Here is a 19503-nt window from a genome sequence, read left to right as displayed (position 1 = left end):
TTGAGTTTTTTAAACTTTTCTGAGGCTAATTGTAAGAACTGTTATAAATGCTTAAGACATTGTCCTGTTAAGGCTATAAAAATAAAGGATGAACAGGCACAAATAGTAGAGGATAAATGCATTGGATGTAGTGAATGTTTAGTTATATGCCCTCAAAATGCAAGACAAATTAAAAGTAGTGTAGCAAATGTTAAAAGGGCTATAGTTGAAAATAAAAGAGTTATTGCCACAATAGCACCATCATTTATTGGAGGATTTAATTTAAAAGATGCTGGACAAATGGTTACAGCATTAAAGAAGCTTGGCTTCAATCATGTTGAAGAAACTGCAATAGGTGCTGAGGTCATTGCCACTCTATATAAAAATTATATAAATTCAAATGACCAGAAAAATTATATAACGACCTGTTGCCCTGCAGCTAATAATTTAATAGAAAAGTATTATCCATCACTAATTGAATATATGCTTCCTATGGTATCTCCAATGGTAGCCCATGGAAAATTAATTAGGGAATATTATGGTCATGATAGTTATGTTGTTTTTATTGGACCTTGTACTGCAAAGAAAATTGAAGCAGCAGATGTTAGGGATGAAGGGGTAATAGATGCAGTTTTAACATTTGAAGAGATGGAAGTATGGTTTGAAGAAGAAGGAATTAAACTAGATGCCCTTTTAGGAGAAGCCTTTGATAGTGAGTCTTTTAAAAAGGGAAGTAGTTTTCCAGTTGGAGGAGGAGTTCTTTCTAGTTTCATAGATGATAATAGTAAGCTAGATGTTATAGCGGTTAGTGGAATAAAAGAATGTATGGATTTGTTTGATAGTGTGGAAAAGGGACAGTTAGAAAACTACTGTATAGAGGTTAATGTATGTAAAGGAAGCTGTATTGGCGGTATGGCAATGCCTAAAAATGATGAAAGTATATTTGTAAGGAAAGAGAGAGTTAAAAATTATGTGAAAGATAAAAAAGATATATCTAAAAAAGGCGAATTTCAAATTCCTAAAAACATAGACTATGGTAAATATTTCTTTGAACATAAAGTGGATTTTGATGTTGCTGATGAGGAAATAGAAAAAGTATTAAATAGAATGGGAAAATATAAACTTGAAGATGAATTAAACTGTGGTGGATGTGGATATAACACATGTAGAGAAAAGGCTAAAGCTGTTGTTTTAGGGATGGCAGAGATAAATATGTGTTTACCATTTATGAGGGGTAAAGCAGAAAGTCTTAAGAATTTAATCTTTGAAAATAGTCCAAATGCTATTATGCTTGTTGATAATAATATGTTAATTAAAGAAATAAATCCAATGGTAGAGAAAATATTTGATATAGAAGCATCGAGGGCAAAAAATAGTCCTTTATCAATGCTTATAGATGATAAGGAGTTTATAGAAGTTAGGGATACAAAGAAAAATATAATTAAAAGAAAAGCTTTTTATCCATCCCATAATGTTGTATTACTTCAAAATATAATTTATGTTGAAAAACAAAATGTTTTGTTAGCTATTATGGTGGATATAACTAAAGAAGAAAAAAGTAAAGGAGAACTATCCAAAGTAAAGGAAAGTACATTAGACGCAGCACAAAAGGTAATAGAGAAACAAATGAGAGTTGCCCAAGAAATAGCCAGTCTCCTCGGTGAAACCACTGCTGAGACTAAATCAACATTGACTAAATTAAAAAATATAACTATTGGAGAAAAGGGTGATCTATAATGGGATATTTTATAGATGTGGCATACGATAGTTTAAATAAATTTGGTGAAGAGCTTTGTGGAGATAAGGTTGAAATAATTAAAAATAAAGATGAAGTAATACTTGTTATGTCAGATGGATTAGGAAGTGGGGTAAAGGCCAATATATTAGCTACTTTAACCACTAAGATAGCAGCAACTATGTTGAGGGAAGGGTCCAGTATAGGTGAAACAGTTGATACAGTTGTAAATACCCTTCCAGTATGTAATGTAAGAAAGCTTGCATATTCAACATTTACAATAATGAAGATAAAAAATAATGGAGATGTATATATAGTAGAGTATGATAATCCTCCTATATTTTTTATAAGGGATAATAAAGTGGTAAATTTGGAAAAAAGAGAGTTTATAATTAATGATAAATTAATTAAAGAAAGTAATTTTAGACTGAAAAAAGGAGATACTTTGACAGCTGTAAGTGATGGGGTTATACATGCAGGTGTTGGAGGTATATTAAACCTAGGTTGGCAGTGGGAAAATGTAGCAGAATATCTAGAAAGGATTTCTTCTTTAGAGAAAAGTGCTAAATATATAACCAAAAGTTTAGCAGAAGTTTGTAATAACTTTTATATTAATAAACCTGGAGATGACACTACTGTTGTATCGGTGAAATTAAGGGAGCCAGAGGTTGTAAATTTATTTACAGGACCACCTACTGATGAGAGTAAAGACCCTTGGGTGGTAAAGCAACTGATGAAGGGTAATGGAAAAAAAGTAGTTTGTGGAGGAACAGCAGCTAATATAGTATCAAGGGAATTAAAAGAAGAAATAATAGTAAATTTAGACTATATCGATAAAGAAGTACCACCTACAGCTAAAATTAAGGGGATAGACTTAGTTACTGAAGGAGTACTGACATTAAGTAAGGCAGTGGAAAAGTTAAAGGGGTTTACCGGTTCTGATATTAATGGTAATATTACACTTCTTGGTGGAAAAGATGGAGCATCTCAATTGGTGAAATTACTTGTTGAGGATTGTACCCATTTAAATTTATATGTGGGTAAAGCCGTAAATCCAGCCCATCAAAATCCAGATTTTCCTGTTGATTTAAGTATAAAACTCAAAATAGTTAGTGATTTAATAAGACTAATAAGGTCTTTAGGGAAAGACGTAAATGTTATATATATAAACTAGGGGAGGGGACCATATGAGGAAGTTTGAAAATCAAGTACAGTTGGCAAAGTACAAAGTACTTAGAGAGGTAAGTAGGCTAGCGATGGAAGGGACATTAATAGAGAGAAGACATGAAATACCTAAAACCCTTGATCCTGGACCTGAAGCGAGAACAAGATGTTGTATATATAAAGAAAGGGCAGTTACAGAAGAAAGGGTAACCACAGCAATGGGTGGGGATAAAAGTAATCCAAATATAATAGAAATTCTTGATGCTGCCTGTGATGCTTGTCCTATTGATAGATTTGTAGTTACAGAGGCATGTAGAGGATGTTTGGCCCATAGATGTTCAGAAGCTTGCCCAGTAAATGCTATTGATTTTGTTGGTCATAGAGCTTATATAGATCAAAGTAAATGTATAGAATGTGGAAAATGTAGAGAAGCTTGTCCATATAATGCAATATCAGATGTTGCCAGACCATGTAAGAAGGCCTGTAAAGCAGGGGCATTATCAATAGATAAAGAGAAGAAAGTAGTAATAGATAATGAAAAATGTATACAGTGTGGAGCATGTGTATATCAATGTCCCTTTGGTGCAATAATGGATAAATCTTATATAGTGGATGTCATAAATTTACTTAAGAGGTCAAAGGTAGAGGATGTGAAACCCTATGCCATAATAGCGCCGGCTATATCTAGTCAATTTACCTATGCTAAGATAGAGCAGGTTATAACTGCAATTAAAAAACTAGGCTTTAGTGATGTAATAGAGGTGGCTCTTGGTGCTGATATGGTAGCTTTACATGAAACAAAAGAATTTGCTGAAAATGTTGATACTAAAAATTTTATAACTAGTTCCTGTTGTCCAGCCTTTGTAGAACATATAAATAAAAATTATCCAGAGCTAAAAGGGAATATGTCAACAACGGTATCCCCTATGATTGCAATATCTAGATTAATCAAGAAAATTGATGATAAAGCTAAGGTAGTATTTATTGGCCCTTGTACTGCAAAGAAAATGGAAATAAAACAAGATGATCTGGTAGGAAGTACCGACTATGTATTGACCTTTGAAGAGTTAACTGCTATGATCGATGCAGCTGGAATAAAGATAGAAGAATGTGAAGAGGGATTATTAAATAATGCGTCTTTCTTTGGAAGGATATTTGCTAGAACAGGAGGATTAGCAGATTCAATAAAACATGTTATAGAAGAGGAGAATTTAGAAGCTGATTTTAAGCCAATTAGCTGTGATGGATTAGAGGAATGTGATAAGGCATTAAAACTAGCTAAATTTAATAAATTAAAAGGGAATTTTATAGAAGGAATGGCATGTAAAGGTGGTTGTATAGGTGGTGCAGCATCTCTACATCATGGTCCTAAAGATAAAAAGGAAGTTGATAAATACGGAAAGTTGGCTTTAGAAGAAAGGGTAACAGATTCACTACAGATATTTGAAGTAGAAGATATAAATTTAGAGAGAAATTATAAATAATATAACAAAAAGTCCTAAGGTATCGGCCTTAGGACTTTTTTCTTATAAATCTCTGCACCTTGTACCCTGCACAGAACAAAGAAGGGAGAAAGTCGCCTTTGTTCATAAAATAGGTTGACTTTCAAAACGTTTTAATATAAAATAATTTTAAAGTAAAATAATTTTATATTAAAATAAAGGAGAATGACCATGAAAGATTTGACAAAAGGACATGAAGGAAAACTTATTTTTTATTTTGCATTACCTATGCTTATAGGTAATATATTTCAACAACTTTATAATACTGTGGATAGTATTATAGTTGGAAATTTTCTAGGAAAAGAAGCCCTTGCTGCAGTATCAACTAGTTTCCCTGTATTATTTTTACTTATATCATTAATAATGGGCATAACCATGGGTTCAACTATACTTATATCCCAATTTTATGGAGCAAAGGATTACGCAAACCTTAAAAAAACCATAGACACTACTTATATATTTTTATTTGTAGGATCAATTTTAATAACCATATTAGGACTGGTATTAAGTGGACCTATATTGAAGCTGTTAAATACACCAGGAAATATACTGCCCCAGGCTAAATCTTATATAAATGTTATATTTATAGGGATAGTAGCCATGTTTGGCTATAACTCTATAAGTGCAATTTTAAGGGGATTAGGGGATTCTAAAACACCTCTTAAGTTTTTAATAATATCAACTATTTTAAATATTATATTAGATGTTTTATTTATAGTTGTATTTAAGTTTGGAGTATCAGGAGCTGCATGGGCAACAGTAATAGCTCAAGGGTTCTCTTTTATATATGGAATTTACCATTTAAATAAACACCATGAGGTTTTAAAGTTTAATGTAAAAGATATGGAATTTGATAAAGCAATATTTTTTAAAAGTTTAAAAATAGGATTACCTTCGGGAGTACAACAGGTTTTGTTTTCTTTAGGTATGATGGCCATACAATCAATTATTAATCCCTTTGGAGAAACAACAATGGCAGCCTTTGGAGCGGGTTCTAGATTAAATTCCTTTGGAACTATGCCTATTATGAACTTTGGATCTGCAATATCAGCCTTCGTTGGTCAAAATTTAGGTGCTGGTAAAAATGAAAGGGTTAAAAAAGGATATAAATATACTTTACTTATGTCTGTATCTATGTCTATAATAATAACAGTATTAGTATTTATTTTTGGAGAGAAAATGGTATGGTTATTTAATAAGGATCCAGAGGTTATAAAAATAGGAACAAGTTATCTAAAAATCGTTAGTTCTTTTTATGCTGTGGTAAGTATAATGTTTATAACTACAGGAGTATTAAGGGGAGCTGGGGATACCTTTGTTCCCATGATAATATCTATATTAACATTATGGTTAATTAGAATTCCAGTAGCAACCTTCTTATCAGAACGAATAGGTACAAATGGTATATGGGCTTCAGTACCTGCTGGATGGACTATTGGTATGGTTTTAACTATAGGATATTATATGAGTGGTAGATGGAAGAAAAAAGTTGTTATAAAAAGGGGTCTTAACTATGAACAATAGACAAATAGCTGAGGAGTTTATTAAGGCTATGATAAAGATAAATAAATATATGAGGGGTTCTAAACATGATAACGAAAAAAACAAGTTATCATCAACTGATAAGCAATTTAGAACTTTGATGTATTTGAAAAAGGTGGAAAAGAGTCCATTAAAAAAACTTGGAGAAGGTCTTAATGTATCAAAATCAAGCCTATGTATTATGCTTAATAAAATGGTTGAAAATGATTTAGTTAAAAGAGAGACGGACAGTGAAGATAGAAGAAATACCTTCTATAGTCTAAGTGAAGGTGGAATAAAATTTTTAGATGAGGAAATAGATAGGAGATACAACTCTTTAGCTGAAAATATTGGGAAAAAACTAGGCACTGAAGATAGGCAATTGTTTTTGGAAAGTTTGAAAAATATTAATTTATTAATGGATAAATTAGCTGAATAAAAAATATATATTGACAAATAATAAAGTAAATATTATAATAATCCATAAATAGTTGAAATAAGGATTCATAATTCAAGACTGTGATGAGAAGAGTAGATATCAGATGTAGTTATAGCGAGTCGATGATGGTGGAAGATCGATACGAAACTTTTATTGAAAAACGTCTCGGAGTCTCTAACCGAAATCACCTTGAGAGTAGGATTAGACGGAGCCATACCGTTATAAAATGGACAGTATGAAAGTACTGATAAAAGTGGTCATTAACAATATCGTAGCTTCGAATTCATTCGAAGGTTTCATTTGGGTGACTATTAGAGTGGTACCGCGGAAGATAACCCTTTCGTCTCTAAATTAATTTAGAGATGAAAGGGTTTTTTAGTTTATAAACCTGGGACAGAGGGACAGTCCCTCTGTCCCAGGTTTTACTCAAAAAGGAGGTAATAAAATGGAAAATGTATTAATAAAGAAGCTTTATAGAGAGAGTGATAAATACTTAGATAAAGATATAAAAATTTCTGGATGGGTAAGAACTGCTAGAGGTTCAAAAAACTTTGGATTTATAGAAGTTAATGACGGTAGTTTCTTTAAGAACTTACAAGTAGTTATTGATGATTCACTAGAAAACTTCGATGAACTAAAAAAAATAAAAATAAGTTCAGCAATATTAGTAGAGGGTAAGTTGGTGGAAACTCCAAATGCCAAACAACCATTTGAAATACAAGCTAAAAGTGTATCCCTTGATGCTGATTCAGAATCTGACTATCCCCTTCAAAAGAAAAGACATACTTTTGAATATTTAAGGACTATAGCCCATTTAAGACCTAGAAGTAATGCATTTTCAGCAGTATTTAGGGTTAGATCTATAGCATCATATGCAATCCATAAGTTTTTCCAGGATAGAAACTTTGTATATGTAAATACTCCAATAGTAACTGCCAGTGATGCAGAGGGTGCAGGGGAGATGTTTAGGGTATCAACATTAGACCCAAATAATCTACCAACAGATGATGCAGGAAAGATAGACTTTTCAAAGGACTTCTTTGGAAAGGAAACTAACTTAACTGTTAGTGGTCAGCTAGAAGCCGAGGCATATGCCCTTGCATTTAGAAATGTATATAATTTTGGACCAACATTTAGAGCTGAAAACTCAAACACTGCTAGACATGCAGCAGAATTCTGGATGATGGAACCGGAGATAGCCTTTGCAGACTTAAAGGATGATATGGACCTTGCTGAGGACATGATGAAATATGTAATAGAATATGTAATGGACCATGCCCCTGAAGAAATGGAGTTCTTTAATAAATTTGTTGATAAAGGATTACTAGACAGATTAAAAAATATTATAAACTCTGATTTTGGTCATATAACTTATACAGAAGCGATAGAAAAACTTAAAGAATCAGGTAAGAAATTTGAATATCCAGTTCAGTGGGGAGAAGACTTACAAACTGAACATGAGAGATATTTAACAGAAGAAGTTTATAAAAAACCTGTTTTTGTGACAGACTATCCTAAAGACATAAAAGCTTTCTATATGAGATTAAATGATGATAACAAAACCGTTGCGGCTATGGACCTATTAGTTCCTGGAGTAGGAGAAATAATAGGAGGTAGTCAAAGAGAAGAGAGAATAGATATATTAGATCAGAGAGTAAAAGAACTAGGTATAGATTCAAAAGACCTATGGTGGTATATGGAATTAAGAAAATATGGTGGAACTAAACATGCCGGGTTTGGACTAGGTTTTGAAAGACTGGTTATGTACCTAACTGGTATGAAAAACATAAGGGACGTAATTCCATTCCCAAGAACAGTTAAATCAGCAGAATTTTAATTTTTATTGACAGAATAGTTTTTTTCTGCTAATATTACTACAAAACAATAGTTATGCTTTGAAGGGAAGTAGTAGGTTATTAAACACTTACAGAGAGCTATCGATTGGTGGAAGATAGTAGTGGTTTATAACTGAACTCGTCCCGGAGCTGTTAAGGTGAAATAAAGTAGCTTTAACCGGTATATACCGTTATCATAATATAAGGGAACAACTAACTCAACTTATATATTCAAAAGTGATATTTTATTGTTTAACTAATTTTGAATATATAAATAGTATTTACTGTATAACAGTTTCGGAATTGTTAATTGTTAATGGTTAATTAAAAGAGTAAATACTTAGAAGTGAGTAGGAATTTTAAAGAGTTGTTGTTAATTAGAGTGGTACCGCGATAGTATTAAAACCTTTCGTCTCTAAACTTTAGAGATGAAGGGTTTTTTTAGTGCAAATAAAACCTGGGACAGAGGGACTGTCCCTCTGTCCCAGGTTTAGTACTAGTTGTTGGGGGATTCGTAATCCCCCAACTAATGCTTAAAAACAAGGAGGTAGAATAATGGAAAATTATAATCCAAGTAGTATAGAAAAAAAATGGCAAGATATTTGGGATGAAAAGGGGACTTTTTATGCCAGCAATGATTCAGATAAGGAGAAATTTTATTCATTAATAGAGTTTCCCTATCCATCGGGAAAGGGACTTCATGTTGGACATCCAAGACCATATACAGCCCTTGATGTAGTTTCTCGTAAGAGAAGGTTAGAGGGATATAATGTATTATATCCAATAGGTTGGGATGCCTTTGGATTACCGACTGAAAATTATGCTATAAAAAATCAGATACATCCAAGGATAGTAACTGAGAAAAATGTTGCTAAATTTAAAGAGCAGCTAAAATCTTTAGGATTTTCCTTTGATTGGTCTAGGGAGATAAATACAACTGACCCAGAGTATTATAAGTGGACCCAATGGATATTCTTAAAATTATTTGAAAAGGGTCTTGCATATAAAAAAGAGGTACCAATAAACTGGTGTACTGATTGTAAGGTGGGACTTGCCAATGAAGAAGTTGTAAATGGTGTATGTGAACGTTGTAATGGAGAAGTTGTACAAAAGGTTAAAAATCAATGGATGCTAAAGATAACTGAATATGCAGAAAAGCTAATTAAAGACTTAGATCTAGTTGATTATATAGATAGGGTAAAAATACAACAGAAAAACTGGGTAGGTCGTTCTGAAGGTATGGAGGTTGACTTTGAAATAGCAGGAAAGGGTGAAAAGCTAAGGGTATTTACTACACGTCCTGATACATTATTTGGAGCAACTTACATGGTTATATCCCCAGAACATCCTATGATTAAAGAGTATGCTTCTGATATTAACAATATGGATGATATAGAAAACTATAAAATAGAAGCTGGGAAGAAATCAGACTTTGAAAGAACTGAATTAAATAAAGATAAAACAGGGGTAGAAATAGACGGACTTAAGGCTGTAAACCCTGTTACAGGAAAGGAAATACCTATTTGGGTATCAGACTATGTACTTATGTCATATGGTACAGGAGCTATAATGAGTGTTCCCGCCCATGATACTAGGGACTGGGAGTTTGCCAAGAAATTTAATCTACCAATAGTTGAAGTTGTAAAGGGCGGAGATGTAGATAAAGAGGCATTTGTAGATATAAGCACGGGAGTTATGACTAACTCAGATTTTCTAGATGGCTTAAAAGTAGAAGATGCTAAGAAGAAAATTAGTGATTGGTTAGAAGAAAAGAAATTAGGAGAAAGAAAAATAAATTATAAGCTTAGAGACTGGGTATTTTCTCGTCAAAGATATTGGGGAGAGCCAATTCCTCTAGTTTATTGTGAAAAATGTGGTTGGGTTCCAGTTCCAGAGGAAGAGTTACCAATAACATTACCAGAAGTAGAAAAATATGAACCTAGCGAAACTGGAGAATCTCCACTGGCTAATATTAGAGATTGGGTAGAGACTACTTGTCCTAAATGTGGTGGACATGGAGAAAGGGAAACTGATACCATGCCCCAATGGGCAGGTTCATCATGGTATTTCTTAAGATATACTGATCCTAATAATAGTGAAGCATTAGCTTCAGAAGAGGCTCTTAAGTATTGGTTACCAATAGATTGGTATAATGGTGGTATGGAACATACAACTCTTCACTTATTGTACTCAAGATTTTGGCATAAGTTCTTATATGATATAGGGGTAGTAAATGTTCCAGAGCCATATCAAAAGAGAACATCCCACGGTATGATACTAGGTGAGAATAATGAAAAGATGTCTAAATCAAGAGGAAATGTTGTTAACCCTGATGAAATAATAGAGGAATTTGGTGCAGATACATTAAGGGTATATGAAATGTTTATAGGGGACTTTGAAAAGAGTGTACCATGGTCAAACAATGGAGTTAAAGGCTGTAGAAGATTTTTAGATAGGGTATGGAGACTACAAGATATATTAGAAGATGGAGATAACTACTCTAAGGAATTAGAATCAAATATGCACAAGACTATTAAAAAGGTAACAGAGGACTATGAAAGTCTTAAGTTTAATACAGCTATTGCAGCATTAATGTCATTAATAAATGACTTTAATAGCAATAAGAAGGTAAATAAAGCTGAAATGAAGACCTTCTTAATCCTATTAAATCCAGTTGCTCCCCATATAACTGAAGAAATGTGGACATTACTTGGTTATCAAGGAATGTTAAATGAAGCTAATTGGCCAGAATTTGATGAAGATAAAACTGTAGATGATGAAATAGAAATGGCTGTTCAAGTTAATGGAAAAGTGAGAGGTAAGATAATTATACCAGTGGATGCTGATAAGAATATTGCCAATGAAAAAGCAATGGCAGATGATAATATTAAGAAGTTTATTGAAGGTAAAAATATAGTTAAAGAGATATTTATACCAGGTAAGATTTATAATATAGTTGTTAAGTAGATTAGAAAAAATAAATATTTTTCATATAAAAAACACCCCCACCATTTATAAATGATGGGGGATTTTTTTGATTGAAAGTATTAACATGCTTATGGAGAGATAGGGATAAAAATGGACAAGGTCCTTTGGTTGACTAGAAATATATGGTATAATTATAATGTAGAGGAAAAAGTCACAGTTGGGGGAGTATATCACATTTTGAATTATGATTACTATAAAAAGTGAAGAAATATTAAGTAAGAAAACATTAACTTTTTAAAAAACATTTTAAATCAAGTACAGTATTTATAATATCCATTATTATGACTTTTTTATATTAAAATAACTTGTCATAAACATAGAATTAGTAGTATCTTATATATGATTTTTAAATGGATTAAAATTACAAGGAGGGTTCAAGATGAACATTGAGTTTAAGCCGATTGATAGAACGAATTATAATGAGTGTATAGAACTTAGTTTAAAGGAAGAACAAAGGAAATTTGTGGCTCCAAATATGTTTTCTTTAGTACAAGCAGCATATGAGCCTAATTTATATCCATTAGGTATTTATAAAGACAATAAAATGGTGGGTTTTATTTTATATGATTTTGATGATGAAATCAAAGGATGGTCAATGAGTAGATTTATGGTTGATAAAAAGTATCAAAAAAAAGGGATTGGTAAAATAGCTTTGCAAAAATTTATAGAATTTTTTAAAAATAAATATGGAGGAATAAAACTTTATACAAGCGCCGAAGTTGATAATCAGGTAGCTATTGATTTATATGAAAAATTTGGTTTTGAGAAAAAAGAAGAGTTTGAATATGAGGCAGGGGGAAGGATTTACAGAGAGGTTAGAATGAGTATTCAATTTTAATAACTTAATTTTATTTTATACAAGTTATATTTTGTCCTTTTTAGAAAAAGTTATAGATTAATAGTATATAATACTCAACTTCAAATTTAGTAATAGAGATAATTATACAACTATAAGGTTATTGTTAATTATTACATTAGAGTTTACATAAGACAAGGAGGAAATGGAAATGAAAAGGTGTTCTTGGTGTGGAGATGATGAACTATATATAAAGTATCACGACGAAGAATGGGGGGATCCTGTTCATGATGATAATAAACATTTTGAATTTTTAGTTTTAGAATCAGCTCAAGCAGGACTTAGTTGGATAACTATACTAAGAAAAAGGGAAAATTATAGAAAAGCCTATGATGATTTTGATCCTAAAATAGTGGCTAAATATGATGATAAAAAGATAGAAGAATTAAGGCAAAATAAAGGTATTATTAGAAACAAAAGAAAAATAGAGGCCTCTATAAATAATGCTAAAAGATTTTTGGAAGTACAGAAAGAGTTTGGGAGTTTTGATAAATATATTTGGTCATTTGTTGATAATAAACCTATAAAAAATCAATGGAAAAATGATAGTGAAGTACCTGCAAATACAGAATTATCAGATAGGATAGCAAAGGAGCTTAAAAAAAGAGGTTTTAAATTTATAGGTACAACTATAATATACTCCTATATGCAAGCTATAGGAATGGTAAACGATCATATAGCGGACTGTTTTAGATATAATCAAATATAATTTATTACAAAAGGAACCTTGATTTATCAAGGTCTTTTTTTACAGAAAATCAGGCATAAATATATGTAGCGCTTCAATATATTGAAGTTCTACATATATTTATGGTCTCCCAATTCCCTGCTCTCTGCACCTTGCACTTTGCACAGAACAAAGAAGCGCCAAAGGCCTCTTTGTTCTTTTTTTAAAATTTTTTATTGACAAAACAAAAAAGACTATATATAATATATCTCAATAACTAATAATAATTAATTATAATGTATAAATATACAATATAATTATAAATATAAATTTGATTAAATATATATTTAATTAAGTTTATAAAAACAAAGGAGGAGATTTTGTGTTTAAAAAAGGTTTGTTGGTATTTATAAGTCTAGTAATGGTTATATCTCTATTTGGATGTGGAAGTTCTGAGGAAGATGTATCTAAACTAGAGAAGATTAAGAAGGATGGAAAAATAGTATTGGGAACATCGGCTGATTATCCACCCTATGAATTTCACAAAGAAATTGATGGAAAGGATAAAATTGTAGGTTTTGATATCGAGATAGCTAAGAAGATTGCAGAGGATTTAGGTGTTGAATTAGAGATAAAGGATATGCAGTTTAAAGGATTATTACCAGCACTTAAAACTGATAAAGTTGATTTTGTTATAGCCGGAATGACTCCAGATAAAGAGAGGGCAAAGGAAGTTGATTTTTCAAATATTTATTATAATGCAGAACATGGATTGGTTATTTTAGAAAAAAATAAGGATAAATATAAGTCAGTAGAAGATTTTAAGGGTAAAACAATAGGTGTACAGAAAGGGGCAATTCAAGAAAGAATTGCAAAAGAGCAGATAGCAGATGTTAAGCTTAAAAGCTTAGGAAAAGTAACAGACTTAATGCTTCAACTTAAAAAGGGCAGAATAGATGGAGTTTTAGTTGAAGATGTGGTAGGTAGTGCATATGTAAGAAACAATGAAGGTCTACTTTTAACAGATATAGTTCTTAAAGACGATGATGGAGGTTCTGCCATAGCTATTAAAAAAGGAAATAAAGAGCTTGTGGAAAAAATAAATAAAACAATAAAAGCGCTTAAAGAGGAAAAATTAATAAAGGAATTTGCAATAAAAGCGAATGAGATGCTACAAGAATAAAGTAATTTAAAAACTAAAGAAAAGAAGAAAGGGAGTGCATATATGGACTTTTCATTCCTTAGTGATTATTATAAGTTTTTCTTAATAGGAGCTAGAAATACAATATTTATCTCAATATTTTCAGTTTTATTTGGCACTATATTAGGACTTATTTTAGCACTTATGAAAACATCTAAAAATAAAGTACTTAAAGTTATATCAACAGCCTATGTGGAGTTTGTCAGGGGAACTCCCTTGTTAATACAACTTTATATTATATATTATGGGTTACCGTTAAATTTACCGGAGATACCATCGGGAATATTGGCATTAACCTTAAATAGTAGTGCTTATGTGGCTGAGATAGTTAGGTCGGGAATACAGTCTATAGACATAGGCCAGATGGAAGCGGCAAGGTCTATGGGAATGAGTGAAGGAATGGCTATGAGATATGTTATAATACCTCAAGCTCTTAAAAATATAATACCAGCTTTAGGAAATGAATTTATTACTGTTATAAAGGAATCGGCCATTGTATCAGTAATAGGAGTTCCAGAACTTATGTATAATTCTGAAACAGTAACAGGAAATATATTTAAACCCTTTGAGCCATTAATAGTAGCAGCATTATTATACTTTGCATTGACATTTACACTATCCAAAGGTTTAAGTAAGATAGAAGGGAGGTTGAGAGTAGTTGATAAAAGTGTATGATGTATATAAAAGTTTTGGAGATTTAGAAGTGTTAAGGGGAATCACAACACATGTAAATAAGGGGGAAGTAGTTGTATTAATAGGACCAAGTGGATCGGGGAAAAGTACTTTTTTAAGATGTTTAAATTTATTAGAAACTCCCACAAAGGGAGATATATTATTTAGAGATGAACATTTACTTAAAAATGAAATTAATATAAATAAAAAAAGACAAAATATTGGAATGGTATTTCAAAATTTTAATTTATTTAACAATATGAATGTACTTAAGAATATCTCTTTTGCTCCTAATAAAGTTGGAAAAATAGATAAAGAACAAAGTGAAAAAATAGCCTATGATTTACTAGTTAGGGTAGGGCTTAGGGATAAGGCTAAATCCTATCCTAGTCAATTATCTGGAGGTCAAAAGCAAAGAGTTGCAATAGCAAGGTCTTTAGCTATGTCCCCAGATGTAATGCTCTTTGATGAACCTACATCGGCCTTGGACCCAGAAATGGTTGGAGAAGTTTTAGCTGTCATGAAAGAATTGGCTAAAGAAGGTATGACTATGGTCATAGTAACCCATGAGATAGGATTTGCTAAAGAGGTAGCAGATAGAGTTGTATTTATGGATAAAGGCTTAGTGGTTGAAGAAGGAAGTCCAAATGACATATTTAGTAGTCCTAAACACTGGAGAACAAAGACATTTTTAGAGAAGGTTTTAGTATAATAAATTAAGTATAGGGCTTTCATATATGGAAGCCCTAAGTATAGTGCTAGTAATTGTATATTATTACTATATTATTTTTTATGGGTTATAATATCATAAAAAGGGGTGATATTATGGAAGTTGGTTTTAAAGTTTGGCTAAAAGAAAATGATAAAAAAGTATTTGGAAAGGGGCCAAAAGAGTTATTGTTAAAAATAGAAGAATTAGGCTCAATAAGACAGGCTTCTATTGATATGGGGATGTCCTATAGTAAAGCATGGAAGCTTGTAGCTAATCTTGAAGAAACTTTAAATATAAAAATACTAGAAAAGACAATAGGAGGTTCCCATGGAGGTAGTTCTTTACTAACAGAAGAAGCAAGGAAGTTAATTAAGAAATATGAAGCCTTTGAAAAAGAGGCCCAAGAAAAAATCAAAGATCTCTATCATGAGATTTTTTAATTTTAAACCGTTATTTTTGTAAAAATACAACGATGATTTAGGAGGAGGGTATATGAGGAAACAAGTATATTTTTTATTGATGGGAATTATAATTTTTAGTTTAGTTGGGTGCAAAGGTAGTGGTGATGATAAAAGTGTAACTATTTCTGCAGCTGCTAGCCTTACAGATGCACTATTAGATATAGAATCACAGTTTGAAAAAGAAACTGGTATAGATATTACATATAATTTTGCATCATCAGGAACACTACAGAAGCAAATAGAAGAAGGGGCACCAGTAGATGCTTTTATTTCGGCATCATTAAAAAAGATGGATATGTTGCAGGAAAAGAACTTTATAGATAGGAATACTAGAAAAAATATATTAAAAAATAGATTAGTTTTAATAGTATCAAAGGAGTATAAAGATAGAATTTCAAAGGTTGAAGATTTATTAAATGAAGGCATCAAGCTTAGCATTGGAACTCCAGAATCAGTACCGGCAGGACGGTATGCTAAACAAAGTATTGTTAATATGGGTTTCTGGGATAAGCTAGAGGATAAAATAGTATATGCTAAAGATGTAAGGCAAGTGGTAACTTATGTTGATAATGGAGATGTTGATGTTGGAATAGTATATAGTTCTGATACTACTATTATGAAAAACTCTATAAAAAAAGAGTTAATTAAGGAAGAGTATCATGATGGTATAGTCTATCCTGTGGCTATAATTAAATCATCAGAGAAAAAGGATCTAACAAAAAAATTTGTAAAATATCTAAATACAGAAGAAGCTAAGAATATATTTAAAAGGTATGGATTTAACATATTTAAGTAGGTAGGTTGATAAAATGATAATAAAACCGGTTATATTATCCCTAAAGGTAGCAACGATAGCCACAATAATAACCCTTATAATTGGAATAATATTGGCTAGGGTATTTACTAAATATAATTTTAAATTTAAAAGGGGAGTAGAGATACTGATATTGTTACCCATGGTACTTCCACCTTCCGTCATAGGATATGGACTTTTAAAAATAATAGGAAGAGGGGGGTTAATAGGAGGCTTTTTATATGAAAATTTTGATATAACATTAGTATTTAACTGGATTGCTGCATGTATAGCTGCAGTGGTGGTGTCACTACCTTTGATGTATCAAAACTGTAAAACTGGATTTGAAAATATTAATAATAGTTATGAAAAAGTAGCTAGAACCCTTGGGGCCACAGAAAATATTATATTTTGGAAAATAACTATACCTATTGCCCTGCCTAATATCTTAACAGGCACCATATTAGCCTTTGCAAGGGCAGTTGGAGAGTTTGGAGCCACATTGATGGTTGCAGGAAATATACCGGGTAAAACCCAGACAATTCCCTTGGCTATATTTTTTGCAGTGGATAGAGGAGATATAAGATCTGCTAATATACTTATGGGTATAACTATTATATTTAGTTTTAGTATTATTTACATATTAAATAGATGGGTTGGAAGTAAAGAATAAAGAATAAAGAGTAAAGAATAAAGAATAGAGAATAAAGAATAGATAAGGAAACCTTCGACTGAAGTCGAAGCTAGTTTAAATTAAAGAAGAAAGGTAGGGACAGGGCATGCCCTGTCCAAAGGGTAACCATAAAACACTCTTTTGAAACCTAGGGGGGATTCATTCTCCTCTATAAATGTATAGAGAAATAGTTAAAATAGAATTAATCCATATCTAAATGAAAAATGCTTTGAAAAAAATACATCATAATAGTAAACTTTATATGTAGAGAAAAATAAAGAATAGATAAAGGAACCTTCGACTGAAGTCGAAGCTAAATTAGATTAAAAAAGAAAGAAGAGAGAAGAAAGAAAAATATAGGGAAGCTAATCTTCCTTGTATGTAGGGACAGGGCATGTGCTATCTGTTGGATACGGCATAAACTATCGGACTGAAATAGACAGGAGAATTCATTCTCCAAAACCTTAGTAGATACATTATAATTTAAGAAAGGAGTTATATATGATAAATATAGATAACACTACAGAAGAGGAACTTAAAAATTTAACAAAAGAAAAATTAAAAAATTATATTTTAAATATTAATGATAAGCAGTTAACAAGAATCGGAATTTTAAGTCTTTTAGAAATGATACAAAGTATTATAGATGTTAAAGATGGGCTAGAGGAGGGTAAAGAACTATTAGAAGACAGATTATCTGAAGAGTATGATGATATTATTAATCTGTATAAGGATATAGAAATTATAGGAAAGGATATATTTAATATCTTAAAAGATCAAGGTGACAATAAGATTGAGGAAAAACATGTTTTTGAGTTAAGAGAAAAAGCACATAAACTGCTATTAGGTATGTCGGGATATATAACAGAGATAGCTTATATAAATGAGATTGCTAATGGGGTATTAGAAAAAGAGAAGTTCAATAAAAGCTATAATAATATGGTCCAAAACATTGATTTAAAAAAGTTTTATGATAATGTGTATAAATTTCTAACAGAAGATATGAATACATTACATATAAAAGCCATGGAAATAGTAAGGGTAGTTCCAATGAAAATAGCAAAGCAAAAATACTATGACATAATAAAAACGGCTATAAAGAAAAGCTTGGGAAACAGTAGTGAAACTAAGACTGATAGATTAATAAAAAGGTATAAATCGATATTCAATGGTACTATGGAAATAGAGTATGGGCAGGGGTTTGACTTTTACTTTAGAAAAACCCATGAATTTAAGCAATTTGATTTTAAAACTGCATCTATTGATGAAGTTGAAAAGGTATATAATGATACTACAAAAATCTTAGTAGAGATGAATGATATAACAGAGATGATAAGGGAAATAGGCCTTATTATTAATAGGATTATTATTATTTTATTTTCAATAGATAAGATTTCAAATAAAAAAGAACAAGTTATAAACATTATAGAGATATATAATGATGACAAAAGACAAAGGGAACTTTCTAAACTGTTAAAAGAGGGATTTAAAGAAGTAAATGAGGAATTTACTAAGGACAATATAAATCTAGAAAAAATTATAGGTGTTTATATAGATAAGGATAGAAATATAGATGAAGATATTAATAAAGAACTTATGGTTACAAAGGAGTATTTGGCATATTTAAATGATAACTATTTAGAGGATATAGATTTACTAATAGACAAAGAAGGGGAAATAGCAACTCAAGACTATTTAGAACAATCAGTGGATAATTTAACCCAATATATAAATAGAAATATTAAGGGAATGTCTAATAAGCAAAGAAAAGTAAGAATGAGAAGGTTATTATATCTTACAGATTTTCCCTTTGAAAAACCGGAAGATTTCTTTAATTATTTAAAGAATTCCATAGAAAATAATTCTTCTAAAGATGATATTATCTTAAGTATAAATAAGGTTGCAAGTGTTATGGCAAGTTATAAGAGTAAAAAATAATGGGTTGGGGGATTACGAATCCCCCAACAACTAAGGAAGGCTGGCATTGTATTCCGAATCCCCAACAACTGAGAATGGTTGCTGGGGGATTCGTAATCCCCCAGCTAGTTAAATAAAACTCCTAAATTTTAAGCAAAAAAGACATAAAATCTAGAAATATCTCTAGATTTTATGTCTTTTTTGCTTAAATAAAAAATTAGTTATATAAACATTAAATAATGTCTATAATAAACAAGTAGATAGACCAGCTAGTAAAAGTCAAGAGTATTTAAGTGAAAAAATTTAAATTCTCTAATATTAAATTTATGCACGACAAAAAGACCTTTGAAAAACACGAACAATGGCCAAATTTAGGCTTTTAAAATTG

General features: G+C 31.2%; 16 protein-coding genes and 2 other annotated features. All 16 genes read left to right on the top strand.

Annotated features, from left to right (window positions below; translation table 11 throughout):
- Positions 1-1716 (top strand): [Fe-Fe] hydrogenase large subunit C-terminal domain-containing protein, encoded by a 1716-nt coding sequence (locus V6137_RS12140; RefSeq protein WP_425448208.1) that lies wholly within the window; start codon positions 1-3, stop codon positions 1714-1716.
- Positions 1716-2888, top strand: a complete 1173-nt coding sequence (locus V6137_RS12135) for a SpoIIE family protein phosphatase (protein ID WP_425448207.1) — start codon at positions 1716-1718, stop codon at positions 2886-2888. Before V6137_RS12140 ends, V6137_RS12135 begins: the two co-directional genes overlap by 1 nt.
- A gap of 13 nt (positions 2889-2901) precedes the next feature.
- Positions 2902-4362 carry a 4Fe-4S dicluster domain-containing protein gene (locus tag V6137_RS12130; protein WP_425448206.1) on the top strand — a complete coding sequence of 487 codons (1461 nt, stop codon included), beginning with the start codon at positions 2902-2904 and terminating at the stop codon, positions 4360-4362.
- A 189-nt stretch (positions 4363-4551) separates the two neighbouring features.
- Positions 4552-5904, top strand: a complete 1353-nt coding sequence (locus tag V6137_RS12125; protein ID WP_425448205.1) for an MATE family efflux transporter — start codon at positions 4552-4554, stop codon at positions 5902-5904.
- Positions 5894-6340, top strand: coding sequence for a MarR family winged helix-turn-helix transcriptional regulator (locus V6137_RS12120; RefSeq protein ID WP_425448204.1), 447 nt, complete (start codon positions 5894-5896; stop codon positions 6338-6340). Before V6137_RS12125 ends, V6137_RS12120 begins: the two co-directional genes overlap by 11 nt.
- 71 nt (positions 6341-6411) lie before the next feature.
- Positions 6412-6691: a binding site (T-box leader), on the top strand.
- Between the two features lie 94 nt (positions 6692-6785).
- Positions 6786-8177 carry an asparagine--tRNA ligase gene (gene asnS, locus V6137_RS12115; RefSeq protein ID WP_425448203.1) on the top strand — a complete coding sequence of 464 codons (1392 nt, stop codon included), beginning with the start codon at positions 6786-6788 and terminating at the stop codon, positions 8175-8177.
- A 49-nt stretch (positions 8178-8226) separates the two neighbouring features.
- Positions 8227-8392 (top strand) — a binding site (T-box leader).
- A gap of 338 nt (positions 8393-8730) precedes the next feature.
- Positions 8731-11142, top strand: coding sequence for a leucine--tRNA ligase (gene leuS, locus V6137_RS12110; RefSeq protein WP_425448202.1), 2412 nt, complete (start codon positions 8731-8733; stop codon positions 11140-11142).
- Positions 11143-11542: 400 nt separating this feature from the next.
- A complete protein-coding gene (locus V6137_RS12105) occupies positions 11543-12001 on the top strand; it encodes a GNAT family N-acetyltransferase (RefSeq protein ID WP_425448201.1) in 459 nt (152 codons plus the stop codon).
- A gap of 169 nt (positions 12002-12170) precedes the next feature.
- Positions 12171-12728: a DNA-3-methyladenine glycosylase I gene (locus V6137_RS12100; RefSeq protein WP_425448200.1), complete on the top strand. Its 558-nt coding sequence runs from the start codon at positions 12171-12173 to the stop codon at positions 12726-12728.
- Positions 12729-13068: 340 nt separating this feature from the next.
- Positions 13069-13869 (top strand): transporter substrate-binding domain-containing protein, encoded by an 801-nt coding sequence (locus tag V6137_RS12095; protein ID WP_425448199.1) that lies wholly within the window; start codon positions 13069-13071, stop codon positions 13867-13869.
- 42 nt (positions 13870-13911) lie between these two features.
- Positions 13912-14562 (top strand): amino acid ABC transporter permease, encoded by a 651-nt coding sequence (locus V6137_RS12090; protein WP_425448198.1) that lies wholly within the window; start codon positions 13912-13914, stop codon positions 14560-14562.
- The gene (locus V6137_RS12085) at positions 14546-15271 is read left to right on the top strand and encodes an amino acid ABC transporter ATP-binding protein (RefSeq protein ID WP_425448197.1); all 726 of its coding nucleotides are present in this window, start codon (positions 14546-14548) and stop codon (positions 15269-15271) included. The genes V6137_RS12090 and V6137_RS12085 overlap by 17 nt, the downstream gene beginning before the upstream one ends.
- A gap of 113 nt (positions 15272-15384) precedes the next feature.
- On the top strand, positions 15385-15711 hold the full coding sequence (locus V6137_RS12080) for a winged helix-turn-helix domain-containing protein (RefSeq protein WP_425448196.1): 327 nt from the start codon (positions 15385-15387) through the stop codon (positions 15709-15711).
- 52 nt (positions 15712-15763) lie between these two features.
- The gene (modA, locus tag V6137_RS12075; protein ID WP_425448195.1) at positions 15764-16528 is read left to right on the top strand and encodes a molybdate ABC transporter substrate-binding protein; all 765 of its coding nucleotides are present in this window, start codon (positions 15764-15766) and stop codon (positions 16526-16528) included.
- A gap of 13 nt (positions 16529-16541) precedes the next feature.
- Positions 16542-17198 (top strand): molybdate ABC transporter permease subunit, encoded by a 657-nt coding sequence (gene modB / locus V6137_RS12070; RefSeq protein WP_425448194.1) that lies wholly within the window; start codon positions 16542-16544, stop codon positions 17196-17198.
- Between the two features lie 501 nt (positions 17199-17699).
- Positions 17700-19136, top strand: a complete 1437-nt coding sequence (locus V6137_RS12065) for a hypothetical protein (RefSeq protein ID WP_425448193.1) — start codon at positions 17700-17702, stop codon at positions 19134-19136.
- Positions 19137-19503 lie beyond the last annotated feature (367 nt).

Origin of the sequence: Dethiothermospora halolimnae, assembly GCF_037577855.1 — a bacterium.
Taxonomy (GTDB): Bacteria; Bacillota; Clostridia; order Tissierellales; family VENL01; genus Dethiothermospora; species Dethiothermospora halolimnae.
The sequence above is the reverse complement of the archived record's forward strand: the minus strand, read 5'-3'. Positions and strand labels throughout refer to the sequence as shown.